Annotated in this window: 10 protein-coding genes; all 10 read left to right on the top strand. The window is 40.8% G+C overall.

Features of this window, described 5'->3' with window-relative positions; genetic code table 11:
- Positions 1 to 20: 20 nt before the first annotated feature.
- The 10 genes from AC3M61_RS05465 (at position 21) to AC3M61_RS05420 (ending at position 15,361) form a co-directional block, all read left to right on the top strand.
- Positions 21 to 395 carry an ornithine aminomutase subunit alpha gene (locus tag AC3M61_RS05465; RefSeq protein WP_500779870.1) on the top strand — a complete coding sequence of 125 codons (375 nt, stop codon included), beginning with the start codon at positions 21 to 23 and terminating at the stop codon, positions 393 to 395.
- Positions 388 to 2,586, top strand: coding sequence for a D-ornithine 4,5-aminomutase subunit OraE (oraE, locus tag AC3M61_RS05460; RefSeq protein WP_500779869.1), 2,199 nt, complete (start codon positions 388 to 390; stop codon positions 2,584 to 2,586). Before AC3M61_RS05465 ends, oraE begins: the two co-directional genes overlap by 8 nt.
- Before the next feature lie 40 nt (positions 2,587 to 2,626).
- On the top strand, positions 2,627 to 4,201 hold the full coding sequence (gene pruA, locus AC3M61_RS05455; protein WP_500779868.1) for an L-glutamate gamma-semialdehyde dehydrogenase: 1,575 nt from the start codon (positions 2,627 to 2,629) through the stop codon (positions 4,199 to 4,201).
- Positions 4,202 to 4,871: 670 nt separating this feature from the next.
- A complete protein-coding gene (locus tag AC3M61_RS05450; protein ID WP_500779867.1) occupies positions 4,872 to 6,833 on the top strand; it encodes a hypothetical protein in 1,962 nt (653 codons plus the stop codon).
- 103 nt (positions 6,834 to 6,936) lie between these two features.
- A complete protein-coding gene (locus tag AC3M61_RS05445) occupies positions 6,937 to 9,216 on the top strand; it encodes a M26 family metallopeptidase (protein WP_500779866.1) in 2,280 nt (759 codons plus the stop codon).
- Positions 9,217 to 9,238: 22 nt separating this feature from the next.
- The gene (locus AC3M61_RS05440; protein ID WP_500779865.1) at positions 9,239 to 10,894 is read left to right on the top strand and encodes a hypothetical protein; all 1,656 of its coding nucleotides are present in this window, start codon (positions 9,239 to 9,241) and stop codon (positions 10,892 to 10,894) included.
- Positions 10,895 to 10,931: 37 nt separating this feature from the next.
- Positions 10,932 to 11,732, top strand: a complete 801-nt coding sequence (locus AC3M61_RS05435; protein ID WP_500779864.1) for a thermonuclease family protein — start codon at positions 10,932 to 10,934, stop codon at positions 11,730 to 11,732.
- Positions 11,733 to 11,756: 24 nt separating this feature from the next.
- Entirely contained in the window at positions 11,757 to 12,347 is a 591-nt protein-coding gene (locus AC3M61_RS05430) for a nucleotide-binding protein (RefSeq protein WP_500779863.1), read from the top strand.
- 172 nt (positions 12,348 to 12,519) lie between these two features.
- Positions 12,520 to 13,830: an alkaline phosphatase gene (locus AC3M61_RS05425; RefSeq protein WP_500779862.1), complete on the top strand. Its 1,311-nt coding sequence runs from the start codon at positions 12,520 to 12,522 to the stop codon at positions 13,828 to 13,830.
- A gap of 181 nt (positions 13,831 to 14,011) precedes the next feature.
- A complete protein-coding gene (locus AC3M61_RS05420) occupies positions 14,012 to 15,361 on the top strand; it encodes a transglutaminase-like domain-containing protein (RefSeq protein ID WP_500779861.1) in 1,350 nt (449 codons plus the stop codon).
- Positions 15,362 to 15,383 lie beyond the last annotated feature (22 nt).

Here is a 15,383-nt window from a genome sequence, read left to right as displayed (position 1 = left end):
CTTGATGGGGAGGGAAACGGATGAAACCAAGACCGGATGATTTCGCAGAAAGGTCTAAACATCTTCAAAATATGACCGACGAAGAACTCAACGCTTACTTTTGGCATCTTGTTGAAAAAGTTGTAGACCCACTTGTCGAACTTGCCAAAACGCACACAAGTCCATCGATTGAGAGATCGGTTTTGTTGAGAATGGGCTTCAACAGTCTGGAAGCTAAAAAGCTTGTAGACATGATTTTCGAAAGGGGACTCCTTGGTAAAGGTGCCGGTCACATCGTCTGGAGAATAGCAAAAGAACACAACATCGATTACATAGAAGCAGGGAGAAGGATGATAAATGGAGAATTCTGGGACGATGTCGACAGGATATTCAAAGGGGTGAAGAAGAATGGATAAACTCGACCCAAAAATTCCAATCGATGTTGAAGAAATATTAAAAGACCTCGATAAATACCGTCCAAGAAGAAGAGGATGGACATGGAGAAAGAAACTTCCTGAAGGAACAAAGGTCGATAGATACGAATATTACCAAATAAGCGAACCTTTGAAAAACAGCATTCCGTTGCCAGCTGCACATTATTTCAACAACATCGACCCACAACCGGACGTTGTCATCACGAGTGAAATCGCCTCTGGAAGGTTCGAAGATGACATCAGAAGAATGCGTATGGCAGCTTGGCATGGTGCTGACCATATAATGGTTATTAGAACCCTTGGTCAGTCACACTTTGATGGGCTTATCGAGGGAACACCGGAAGGTGTTGGTGGGATACCCATCACAAGAAAGCAGGTTAGAGCAACAAGAAAAGCTTTAGATTTGATAGAAGACGAAGTTGGAAGACCAATTAACTTCCATAGCTACGTCTCTGGTGTTGCAGGACCTGAGATTGCAGTATTGTTTGCTGAAGAGGGAGTTAACGGTGCACACCAAGACCCACAATACAATATTCTCTACAGAGGTGTTAACCCTGTTAGGTCTTTTGTCGACGCAGCGGTTGCTAAGAAGATAATGGCATGGGCAAACATGCTACAAATCGACGGTGCCCACAACGCAAACGCATCAGCGAAGTTGGCGTGGACCGTTATGCCTGAACTGCTTGTCCAACATGGTATAAACTGTATGTTCTCAGTAAAGGTTGGCATGCCTAAAGAAAACATCGCGCTATCAACTGTTCCTCCAGTGATTGCACCGCTACCGGAGATGAGAATAGATTTACCATACGCTGTAGCACTTAGAGAACTCTTTAAAGGTTTCAAATTCAGAGCACAGATGAACACAAGATACATCGAATCAGACTTGTTTGACGCAACGAGGGTACACGTTCTGAATGCCGTACTTTCAAGGTTGACAAGTGCAGACTTACAATCAACAATTACCCCGGACGAAGGAAGAAATGTGCCATGGCATATAAACTCTATCAGAGGAATTGAAACAGCAAAGCACACTCTTCTTGCAATGGATGGTATAAAGAAATACGTAAAGATTGACCAAGAAGCAATCAGAGAAAAGGTCAGAGAGCTGAAAATGAGAGCTATTCTCATGCTTGAAGAGATTCTTGAGATGGGCGGTTATTTTGAAGCGCTCGAAGCTGGTATGTTCGTTGACAACGGTTATTACCCAGAACGTCTTGGTGATGGAATTGCGCGAAAGAAAGACGGGGAAATTGCTGCTGGAACAGTTGTTCCAAGAGACCCAGATTACATGGCTCCAGTTTGTGAGCACTTTGGATACAATAATCTGCCTGAAGGCATAGAAAAACCATGTGACCTCATTGGTGGTTGCACATTCCACAAGCCAGAAAAGATACAGTTCATCGATGAACTCGACGAGACAGACAACGTAAACCTCAGATTACAGCGCATAAAAGACATGAAAGCAAGGAACGTCATTAAACCGGAAGTCGAATGGTACTCCGATGGATGGATTCAAATCGATATGACATTCGCACTACCGGAAGAATATGCAGAAGCAGCAGCACTTGCAGTTTGTGAAAAGCTCGGACTTGAGGACCCAACCATTATTGCAAAAACCGTGCTACATCCTGCTGAAGGCACGTATGTTGAAGTCAAAGCGAAAGTTCCTTTTGAAATCAAGATAGATGAACTCAAACTGCCGAAAAAACCAGAAACCCTACCAGAAGAAGAGATATTCGAATATGTTGCCAAACGTCCAATTAAAGTGGTTGCCGCAACGGTTGGTGAAGACGAACATTCAGTTGGATTGAGGGAAATCCTTGATATTAAGCATGGTGGCATTGAAAAATACGGAATCAAATACGTATACCTTGGTACGAGTGTTCCACCTGAAAAACTTATCGATGCTGCAATCGAAACTGGTGCAGACGCAATCCTTGCGTCCATGATAATCACACATAACGACGTTCACATAAAGAACATGCGAAGGCTCAACGAACTTGCAATAGAAAAAGGAATCAGGGATAAAGTGCTAATCATTGTTGGCGGAACGCAGATAAACAACGACATGGCTGTAGAAAACGGTGTCGATGCTGGATTCGGAAGAGGCACAAAAGGTATCCATGTCGCTTCGTTTATCGTGAAGAAGCTCAGAGAGAGGGAAGGAAATTAAAAAATACTGGGAACTCAAATCTATTCCAGGGGGGATTGGGATGTACGAGGCAACAGATTGGACGATTATACCACCTTTTAAAAACGAACCATATGTTGATTTTTCCATTCCTGAGAACGAGCAAAGGATGAAAGAAGCACTTGAAAAAGTCTACAAAGAGTTTGGTAAAGAATACGACATAGTCATCGGAGGTAAGCCATACAAGACTGAGAAAAAGATTAAATCAATTAACCCAAGCAAACCAGACGAAGTTGTTGGTGTAGTAAGCAGTGCCAATGAAGAACTGGCAGAAAAAGCATTGGAAGCAGCATGGGAAGCTTACAAAACATGGAGCAGAACACCTGCGCATGTAAGGGCAGAGTATTTACTCAAAGCTGCAAAAAGAATTAGAGAACGCAAATTAGAGTTCGATGCAGTTATGGTATACGAAGTTGGAAAGAACTGGGTAGAAGCAGATGCAGATACGTCTGAAGCAATCGACTTTTTAGAATTCTACGCACGCGAGATGTTGCGTTATGCGTCGGAACAACCACTTGTCAGAATTCCGGGCGAATACAACGAATTAAGGTATATACCACTGGGTGTTGGTATCATCATTCCACCATGGAACTTCCCACTTGCGATACTCGTTGGTATGACAAGCGCAGCGATAGTCACAGGTAACACTGTTGTCTTAAAACCAGCAAGCGACAGTCCGGTAATTGCTGCAAAGTTCTTTGAAGTGCTTCAAGAAATTGGATTGCCAGACGGTGTGGTCAATTTCTTACCCGGAAGTGGTGCGTTGGCGGGAGAATACTTGGTCAAACATCCAAAAACGAGATTCATAAGTTTCACTGGTTCAAAAGATGTTGGACTTCGTATACATGAACTTGCCGCAAAACCACAACCAGGACAGATTTGGATCAAACGAACGGTCCTTGAAATGGGTGGAAAAGATGCCGTGGTTGTTGACGAAACAGCAGACTTAGATGCAGCAGCAGAAGGAATCGTTGTCAGTGCATTTGGATTCCAAGGTCAAAAATGTAGTGCAGGTAGTAGGGCGATAATTGTTAAAGATGTATACGACAAAGTAATTGAAAAGGTCTTAGAAAAAACATCGAAGATAACGATAGGAGATGTTAGATACAAAGAAAATTGGCTTGGTCCGGTAATAAACAAGAGTTCGATGGAAAAGATAATGGCCTACATCGAGATTGGCAAGAAAGAAGGACAGCTAATTTATGGTGGAAACGCAAGAGACGACCTTGGTGGTTACTTCATCGAGCCAACGATATTCAAGGATGTTGCCTGGGATGCAAGGATAGCTCAAGAAGAAATCTTTGGTCCCGTGCTCGCGATAATCAAAGCGGAAGATTTCGATGATGCCTTGAGAATAGCAAACGCAACAGAATACGGGCTTACAGGTTCACTCTATTCAAGAGATAGAAAACGCATCGAAAGGGCAAAAGAAGAATTCCACGTTGGTAATTTGTATTTCAACCGAAAATGCACTGGTGCGCTTGTTGGAGTCCATCCATTTGGTGGATTCAACATGTCCGGAACCGACAGCAAAGCAGGAGGAAGAGACTACCTTGGTTTGTTCTTGCAAGCAAAGGCGATGAGTGAGAAGATATAAACAAAGCGGAAAATTGATAACATTTTTAAACTTGGCTGGTTTTAGCAAACCAGCCAAGTTTTTTACATGTGTCCGGAATGAGCGACAGCATGGTGTTGGAAGTCTGCTAAGGGCTTGGTAGTGGGAATCAGAACAATTTCAAGCAAAAGTCAGAGTGTAGTAGCGGATAATAACTAACCGCCGATACCGTTCGATGGATGCGGTAGTGTGAGAAAAAACTGTGTAAATCACCTAATTCCCCAGCTTTTGTGTGATTAATTTTTTTGCCTTCTGATTGTTGGATAGCCCTGTGTATATCTGACTTCTCTTATTCTTCCTTAGGACATGGGATGTTGTGTGATATAAACTGAAGATGAGTTGCAATTTTTGCATGTGTGAATAGATAGAAACCCTGAGTAGCACAAAAGGAAAATCGAGACTTCTTTTGAAGGCGTATCTTTGAAATGACGTAAAAAACAAAGAAACTCTGAGAAAAACTTTAAGTAATCTCAGATTACTGATTGAATTAGAATTTCAAGGTTGGAAACCAACGGTCTTTTTTTTAATAATACCTTAAAAATTGTGATATAATTATAAGCTACGGTGCTACATTCCTTTCTTTGAACAATTAGAATTGAGAAGAAAAAATGAATATACTTATATCTACCCTATAAAAGGAGGAGGGGAAACTATGAAGAAAAAGAGTTTAGTTCTTTTGATGTTCTTAGCGGTTTTTGTATTCCTTTACTCATGTACAACACCTACTCCACTGCAGAAGCCCAACGCTCCTACAAACTTAAGTGGTGAGTATGACTATCAAACACACAAGTTGACGTTGACATGGTCTTCTTCGGGAACGGGTGTAAAGTATAGGGTCTACAAGAAACTTTCAGACTCAGATTATGTCCTTGTTGAGCAAAACATTAATACCACCGAGTTCACATTTGACTTGTCCGAAGATGAGTGGGATAACCTCGAAAAGGTAGCTGTGAGTGCATATAATGATGCGGGAGAAAGTACCAAAACTGAACTTTCCAAATCGCAAATCTCAGAGAAGAACAAACCAACACCACCGAATGCTCCTGAAAATGTCTCTGGAAGCTACAAAGCAAGTACCAGAGAATTAAAACTGAGCTGGAGTACAGTAGCGGGCGAAGGAGTAAAATACAAAGTTTACAAGAAACTTTCAGGAAATGATTATACGCTAGTTGTGGAAGAACTTACCGAGACAGCAACAACGATTATCTTAGAAGAAGGGGAATGGGATAACCTCGAAAAGGTAGCTGTGAGTGCATACAATGACGCAGGAGAAAGTGCTAAAGCAGAACTTGATAAAGAATCAATAACCGTTGAGCAAGAAGCACCGAATGCTCCTGAAAGTGTAACAGGAACCTACGAAGATTATTCACAAAAACTTTCCTTAAGCTGGAGTGAAGTCCAAGGGGAAGGTATAAAATACAAAGTCTATAAAAAGCTAAAAACAGAGAGTGATTTCACACTCGTTCAGGAAAACATTACTGCAACAACCGTTACTTTAGACCTTCCATTGTCTGAATGGGACAACCTTGAAAAAGTCGCAGTTAGTGCGTACAACGAAAACGGAGAAAGTCCAAAGACAGAACTCCCACAATCAAGCATTACACTCCTTGACTTTGCGGGTGGAAATGGAACGGAAGAGGATCCATACCTCATAGGAAATGCAAGGCAGCTGCAGAATATAGGCAAGCCTGAATATTTGAATACAGGTAAGTATTTCAAACTGATTGATGATATTGACCTTACAGGTGTAACTTGGACACCGATTGGAACATATAGCTCAAATCTTTCAACAACTGCATTTGTTGGAGTGTTTGATGGAAATGGAAAGAAGATAAGGAACCTAACATACAATGACTCATCTAAACAAAACGTTGGTGTGTTTGGATACATATACAACGCGACTGTGACGAATTTGATAATTGAGAGTGCAAACATTACGGCGAAACAATACGTTGGAGCTCTTTCTGGTGGTGCTAAGAACTCCACGGTTGAGAAGGTAGGTGTAAGAAACTCCACATTGAGAGCTGAAAATAGCAGTGGTAATGCTTACGTTGGAGGTTTAATAGGCGATGTTAATGCTGATAATTCCTCATCAAATGCAATGATTATCCGACAATGCTTTGCGAACAATGTGACGGTATCAGCTCCAAATTACGACAACGCACGTGCTGGTGGATTGATAGGAAGGTTTTATGCAAATACAGTTGAGACGGGAGTTATTGAGAATTGTTATGCCATTGGAACTGTTAACTTTAAGTCGACAAATAGCTCAAACATAGGTGGTTTGATCGGATTGTTATCGACGAATACTTCTTCAGGTGGAAAGGCAAAGGTAGTTAATTGTTACGCAGCCGTAGCTCCTGGAACTGACGGTGCTAGTAAGTGGAAAGGTTTTATTGGTGGCGACTACAGTCCAGCAACAACATCCGATAGTGGTAATAACTATTTTGATAAAGAAGTTGCTAAGGAAGAAACTGGTTCATTGAATAATAACCTGCAGACAGGAAAGACGACGGCAGAAATGAAGAGCGGCACACCATATGATGAAACATGGTCTACAACTATCTGGAAATTTGTCACTGGACAATATCCAACACTTCAGTGGGAATATTGATAAATACCTATAGTATGATAATCCCAAAAACTCGGGGCTCTGCCCCGGGTTTTTGACCAGATGACGAAGATAATTTATTCCTCATATTTCGGAGGTGGTATAGGTGAAAAGGGGTTACATTGCACTTCTGGCTCTTTTAAGCGTGGTTTTGGTTTTTGTCATAACAAGCTGTGTTCCACAGCATCCATCACTTTTGTCGGTTAAGAACATCTACGATGCAAAGCTAAAGATTTTGAACTCAGCAGGTCCAGTATCGCTCGATAAAGTTGAAGGAACGATTATCTACGTTTCGGGAAGCGATGCGATTATTCACGACGGGCAAACCGGTATTTACGTTTACAAAGCAGGGTTTTACTCTTCAGATGTTGGAAAGAAGGTCACGTTGACTAATGTCATAGGGACAACGTATAGGGATTCTGTGCAAATAGATTTCAGTAAAGGTGGGTCTAAAAGCTTTGCAACAGAAACGTTTACAGTTGAACCTACCGATTTGACAATCGATATTGCAAATAATGTCAGTGTTCCTACTCGTGCTCTTTGGGATTTCCAATACGTTAAGGTATACGGTATACTCAACGGTGGAAAGATGACATTTACATACGAGTATGATAAGGTAAACAATAGAAAAGCAACTATCGATGTTGTTTCATTGAATTCGAGTCTCTCTCTTCCTTACACCTACGACACGGAAGCCACGTTGACAGGATACCTGCAATTTTCAAATGGTGCTTGGAGTTTGAAAATTCTAAGTGCAGAAATTGGGGATAGTTATCCTGGAGTCGGTGCCATGGTTGATGAAGTTATTGATGGGAAAACGTTTAAAGTGGACGGACAAACTTACGAACTTATAGGAATAGACGATAGTGTAGATCCTTCAGCGGCAAAGACAAAGTTGGAGGAGTTTATAAATTCCCAATCCGAAGGAATTGTCCAAGTTCTTGTGAAGGGTGAAAAGAATGGAAAGAAATATGCTTTCTTGTTCAGCAAGGATGGTAAGACTTTGTATCAAGAACAGGCGCTAAAAGATGGGGTGGTTGTTCCAAACCTTGCTGAAGAATGGGAAGATGCAACGATATATGAAATGCTGAAGAATGCCTACAAATCTGCGTATTCTTCTAAAAAAGGCGTTTATTCGACATTCTCTGGAGCAGCAGTCATTACAGTTGAAAGTTCAAACACATATGTTGAAGGCAATTATGCAATCTTTTCTGGAGCAGTATCAGATGTAACTAAAGACGAAACAGGAAACATTGTTATTAACGTAAGTAACTGGCTCAAAGTAACAATTTCGGCGGGTAATTTCAAATATCTGTTCAGTTCTACGTTTGAACAATTTAAACAGTCGCTCGAAGGTAAAGTTATTAACTTCTACGGTAAAGCCAAAAGAAACGAAGGAATACTTGAGATGCCGTTGTATGCAGAATGGGAAATGTTCTCGTTCGAATCAGGTTCTGGAACGCCAGATGACCCATACATAATCACGAAACCTGAGCACTTGGTTAGTGTAAGGGCATTTGCAAGTGCTAATAAGTATTTCAAACTTGGAGCGGACATAGACCTTGCAGGAGTTGATTGGACTCCAATAGGAACATATAGCTCAAATCTTTCAGCGAGTGCATTTGTAGGAACGTTTGATGGGAATGGGCACAAAATAATGAACATATCTTTCAACGATACAACAAAGAGTAATGCAGGTTTGTTTGGTTACTTGTACAACGCAACGGTGACGAACTTAATAATTGAGAATGCAAACATCACTGCAAGTAGTCGTGCAGGAGCATTAGCTGGCGCTTCTCAACTTTCGAAAGTTTACAGGGTTAAAGTCGTCAATAGTTCGGTCAGGGTAACATACAACGGTTCTGGCTATGGTGGCGGGCTCATTGGAGAAGCGATAGATGGAACAGAAATCGAAGAATGTGCGGTTAGAAATACGACAGTTTCTGGAGTTAAATACGCAATCGGAGGATTGCTTGGTAGACTTAGAGTTAACTCTGGAAAGCCTGCGGTTGTGGTTAGGAACTGCTATGTAGAAGGTGGGCAGGTCAGTAGTGATTATTCAAGTTCAACAGCTGCAGCAGGTTTCATATGTAATTACTACAGGGCTTCCGAAACGAATGCAGTTATTGAAAACAATTATCTAGCAACTCAGGTAACTAACGGAAAAGCGTTTATAGCGTATTTAGAATCAGGTAGTCAAACACCAGTTGTGACAAGTTCCTACTATGACACGGAGGTTGTAGGCTCTGGTGTCAGTGATTCATATGCAACGGGTAAAACGACAGCAGAAATGAAGCAACAAGCTACATTCTCTGGCTGGGACTTTACGAACGTTTGGACAATCGATGAAGGTAATGACTATCCAAGATTGAAATGGGAAAATTAGTTTTTGTGGGGAGGGAGCTAAGTTGAGAGGCAAATTAATTAGACATACTGTCTTGTTTTTTTCGGTTTTCTTGGTCTTACTCTCGTTTGCGTTTAGAATCGACTTTAAGCTAACAGGGTATTTAACCTACGACATGAACTTGGGAAATCTCGATAATTTCCCAATAGCATACTGGACAATCACACCACCAGCACCTTTTGATTCTGTAGCAATCAAATTCACCGATTATCTAACATATTCACATGGTACCTTTAAACTCTTTGACTACGACTTCATCGTTCCTAGGTATTATTTTGTCGATACGAAGCTTTCGGTTAATATCCCATACGTTCAGACTATCTATCTTGCGGCAGGTAGGATGAGGCTTTCAAGAGGTCTGACTTCTCAATATGAGGGTGTTTCGCTCGGGGGATTAAAGTTTGATACATACAACACATCAAATACAACACCGGGGCTTGGTGGATTTGTCGGTTATGTCTACGGTAAATTTGGTAGTTATTCATACGAAGTGGGTGGTGCTTACAGCACAGAACTGAATAAATTTGCACTTTATGGGACCATTACAACCAGTTTTGGTCGTTTTGGTGCATACTACGAAACTCGCTACTATCAAGTTTCTTTGAATTACTCCAATTCACGGAAGTTCTCATTTGGAACCGTTGATTACTGGGCAGGTATTGGTGCAGCAACGAACACTATCAATGAGCCAAGCTTTTTGGTTGGTGCCAAACTCACATCTGGTCCTTGGTTTGCAGCCGGTCAGTTTGCTTGGATTGGTGCGAATAAATACGATGTGAGCTTTGCAACAGGAGAACCTTCAAACCCGAACATGCCACGCTCTTGGAACGTTATGGGCGAACTTGGATACAACTTCCCAGGATTTTATGTTGGAGTTTTTGCCAAATACAACAGCAACTGGGCAAGTAGTGGTTGGTTACCACTGTATGGTGTAAAGCTGAATGTTGCGGATTTCTCACTCTCATTTGCCAACGGTGATTTATATGCTTCTTCTGCACTTCCAACAACTCAGTTTGCCCTGCTTAAGCTCACGTATACATACCAAACAAGCATAGACCTACTCGGTGCGTTGCAATCGCTTGTCACAAGTCTTACCCCAAGACCAGTAGTTCAGGAAAGCAAGCAACCGACAACAATCAAAATTGCAGACCTTTACAGTATGCCAGAAGGCTCAAAGGTTACCGTCACTGGAACTGTCCTTGCACCAGTTGGATTGCTGAGCAATTCGGTAACATATATCCAGGATGAAACGGGAGCGATAATGCTATATGGAAGGTCCATTCCTACGAGTTTGAATGTAGGAGATATCGTTGTTGTGAGTGGCTCAACGAAAGTTTACAACAACATTCTTGAGATAGTCGTAGATAACGTAACTGTGGTTGGTAAAGGAAATGTAAAACCTGTTGAATTAAAGTCACTTGACAAGTCTTACCTTTCAAATCTTGTATATGTAACCGGAACAGTTGAGAGCGTTGGAAAGGATAATTTCATTGTAAACGCCGGTGCTTTTAAAGTAAAGGTCTACATTAAGAGTGCAACAGGTATTAGTTTAGCTGGTATTTCAGAAGGAAAAACTGTTAAAGTAACGGGTATATTGACATTGTTCAAAGATGAGCTTGAAATCCAGCCATTGAAGCAGGCAGATATTGAAGTAAAATAAAAACAATTACACACTGTAAGGGAGTGGATGTGAGGAAATGATTTTTGGAAAATCCAAAATAAACGCACTATATATTCTTGTAATTACCATCAGCCTGGTTCTTGCTCTAACACTGAGTTCTTGTTCTACTCAAGAAACAGCGATAAGTAGTGTTGAAGTACTCGATGGGGATACACTAAGAGTTTCAGGACAATCATTTAGAATTCTTGGCATCGATGCGCCAGAAATTCATGAAGGCGACAAACCTGTAGGCGAATATGGGCAGGATGCAAAAAATTACCTTTACTGGTTCGCAAGTCAATTTGAACTTTCGTATGAGCAAAAAGGAAAAGATAGCTATGGAAGGATTCTGGTTTACCTTTTTGGAAAAGATAGTCAAACTGGTGCGAAGTACTTGTATGAAGCCTCGGTTACTGAAAATGGATACGCTCGACCTTTGATTTACGACAATACATCGGTTCCAGAATATACCAAGGCAATTGTCGATGCTTACAAAAGAGCATACGAAAACAGAAGAGGTATATTCTCGAAATACGATAATGCACCGGTTATCGACAAAACCAAGGCAAGCCAGCTGAGTTCATACAAGGGAAAGATTGTATGGCTTGAGATGGATGTTAACAACGTAAAATTTTCTAACGATACTTACTACATATATTCTGACTTTGCGCTTGTTAAGATAAGAAGTGGTGAGTACAACAATTTATTCAATGGGTACAACCTCTATGGTCTAAAGGGTAGAAAAGTAAGGTTCTATGGTGAGCTCTGGTATGACAGCTACGAAGGAAAGTATATGATTATGCTTCGCGCACCGTTTGAAATTAAAATCGTCAACTAAAAACAAAAGGGAGGGACTGACGGTATGAAGAAGTTTTTGGTAGTGTTTTTGTTGGTAGTGAGTGTTGTATTCTTTTCCCAGAACTTGGTCAAAATCGCCGATATTTACAAATTGAAAGTTGGAGAAACGGTTGAGGCAACCGGTATCATTCTTGCGCCAGTTGGTGTACTTGGAAGCTTGACAACGTATATGCAAGACGAGACCGCTGGAATCATGTTATACGGCAAGGTCTTACCTGTTGACTTAAAGATAGGCGATGTCGTCAAAGTTGTTGGAAAAACAAAGGTCTACTATGGAATTCTTGAGATTATACCAGACAAAGTAGAGGTCATTGGCTCAGCAACTCCAACAGCTGTCGAGCTTAAAGACGCAGACTTCGAAAAATATCTGTCCAATCTGGTTGTAGTTACGGGAACTGTGAGCTCTGTTGAGAAGTATCAGTTTAAAGTGAAAACGGAAAAGTTTGAAATTTTGGTGTATATAAGAAAAGAAGTGCCATTCAAAGTTAACACGCTAAAAGTCGGAGACAAGGTTTCGGTAACAGGTGTTATGTATCTATACAAGGATATGTATGAAATACTTCCAAGGATGCCAGAGGATATAAAGAAATTCTAAAAAAATGAGTGTAATTTGCATGATGCATGAGAAATCCAGCTGGGAGAAAACCAGCTGGTTTTTTTAGTTTCTTAACAGTTTTAAAACGTCTGCTAATAGAAATATGTTAAGGTTCTTCTGGACAACTCCCAGGGAGGAAACGGGGGAAATCAAAACGATGGAGGTGTTGAGTATGAAACTTAGGGGTCTGGTTTTGTTATTTTTAGTATTTGTGACCATTATCTCGTTTGCGCTGAACATTATATACCTTGTAGGAGATGGTATGAGTTTTAACCAGCTTCTTCTTGCAAGTATGCTTGAAGGACGCGTTCTTACAACTATGACTCTTCCTTACACAGGTATTACAACAACATACTCCTCTGACTCGTGGGTAACTGATTCTGCTCCAGCAGGAACTGCTCTCTTTGCCGGATACAAAACGTTGAACAAAGCGATAGGCGTATTACCAAATGGTACACCAATGCCTTCGATATTTGAAATTGCAAAGAGTGCTGGTTATAACATTGGTTTGGCAGTTACGTGTAGAGTAACTCACGCTACTCCAGCTTCTGTATATGGTCATGTGAAAAACAGAGACGATGAAGTAACCCTTGCTAAACAGCTTGCTGAATCTGGAATCGTTGATGTTATCTTTGGTGGCGGATGGGATATGTTTGTCCCAACTGCGCAAGGTGGTAGAAGAACAGATGGGCTTAATCTCATAGAAGTGATGAAAAGCAAAGGTTATGAATACATAACAAAAGTTGAAGAGCTCAACACGACTCAATCTTCAAAGGTTCTAGGCTTATTTGCTAAAGGACATCTAGACCCGGTTTCTAACAGGTCGTCAGCTCAACCAACCCTCGATGTTATGACCAAGAAAGCAATCGAACTTCTCTCAAAAGACGGAAAACCATTCATGCTCATGGTCGAAGGTTCACAAATAGACTGGGAAGCTCATTCAAATGATTTCTACGGAGTTTGGAAAGAGGTTGTGGAATTCGACAATGCTGTCAAAGTTGCACTCGAATTTGCAGCTAAAGATGGTAACACACTTGTGATTGTTACCGGTGATCACGAAACAGGTGGATTGTCACTTTCAAAAGGTGGTTACACAATTAACGTAGAACTTGCAAGAAGTGCAAAGGGAACTACACAGATGTTCTTAAGCCAATACAATATCGCGGACAAAGAAAAATTTATTGCGGGTCTTAAAGAATGGTATGGTATATCTATCACAGATGCTGAATACGAAAACTTGAGAAAGATTCCTTCAAACAATTTGAGAAGAGAACTTGCAAGATTTGTCAGTGAGAAAGTAGGTTTTGGCTGGACAACATTTGACCACACAGCCGCACCTGTTCCAGTCTACGCTTTTGGACCTGGTGCACATTACTTCACAGGTTTTATGGACAACACGGACATTCCTAAAATTATTATGCAGCTAACGAAACTTTCGACAATCTCATTCCCTGCGATTAAAACGACAGGTAGTGGGTATTAAAATAGGGATGAAAATTATTATTCAGCGCGTTACTTTAGCCTTCTGCAAGCTTTTCTTCCCCTGCACGTCTCTATGTGCAGGGGTTTTCTTAATTTTGATGTTTTGTTATCTGTTGAAAATGTTGTACAATAAATTGTAGGATGAAGTTATAAGGTAGGATACATATCAAGGGGGAGTTAACATGTCAAGAATGGATTTTCTTAGTTACCCACTTCCGGATGTTTTGAAAAAATACATTTACCAAGGTTTCTTCAAAAAAGCCCGTGAGCAAATTGATAATATATTAGAACACAGATTACCACCGCAGATGAGAGAAAGGCTTAAATTTGAATTGTTTAGAATGGAACTGCTCAAAAGAGCTTACAAATACCCTCAAGACGAAGCGCTTAAGATTTTTAAAAAGACGTTTAAAGGTGCTACAAAGTCGGAGTTTGAGCAGCTTTGGAGGGAAGGGAGACTAGATTGGATATACATCGAGACACAAAGATTTTTTGAAAGCAGGTTTGATAAGAACCTGGCTTTCAATGAAAAGGAATACAAAGCAAGGCAAAGGGTAGATAAACAAACGCTTAAAAGACGTGAGCTAATAAATAAAGCAGTTGAGCGGTTACTGAAAAGTGGGAAACCAAAGAGCTATCGTGTGCGAGCAAGAATAACTGTTGAGAAAGAGAACCCGAGGGAAGAAAAAGTTCGTGTATGGTTGCCTTTTCCAAAAGAAGAATTTCAGCAGAGCGACGTCAAATTGATAAGTGCAAGTCACGAGTACGAAATTGCGGACAATTCAGTTGGTCAAAGAACAGTGTATATGGAAGGAAAGGATAATGAAAAATTCTACGTAGAGTTTGAGTACACAGTTCATGAGTGGATTGGACAACAATCACTCTATACACAAAAGCCCTCAAAAGAAGACATCAGTGAATTACCACCCCATATTGTCTTTTCTCCTTTTCTAAAAGAACTCCTCCATACGATATTCCACAACGAAGATTGGACCAAGCTTGATGATTTAGCACGTGCGAGAAGAATATACGACTTTGTCACACTAAATGTGAACTATTCATACGTTTTGCCTTATGCCCTGTATGATAATATCCCAGAATACGTAGCAACAACCTTCAAAGGTGATTGCGGGTTCCAAGCGCTCTTATTTATTACTCTGTGTCGCATGGCTGGTATACCTGCTAAATGGCAATCTGGCTGGAGTATAACTCCGCTTGGGGCTTCTCCGCACGATTGGGCACTTGTCTATCTTGAAAGATACGGATGGGTGCCAGTTGACCTTTCGTTTGGTGGAGGGAGAAGAGAACAAGAACCGATGCGTATATTCTACTTTACGAATCTTGATGGATTTAGAATGTTTGCGAATACAGAATTTCAGGGGGATTTCTATCCTGAAAAGAAAGCATGGAGGTTGGATCCTTACGACAATCAGACTGGGGAAATGGAGATAATTAGCAAGGAAGAAGATGGATATGTAATTGATTTAAAGAGCGAAATCGAGGTTCTTGAATTTGAAGAGTTAAAAAATTGAAAAAGAAAATAGGGGGTGTTTA

The organism is Fervidobacterium sp., from assembly GCF_059913585.1.
This window is presented reverse-complemented; position numbering and strand designations above follow the sequence as displayed.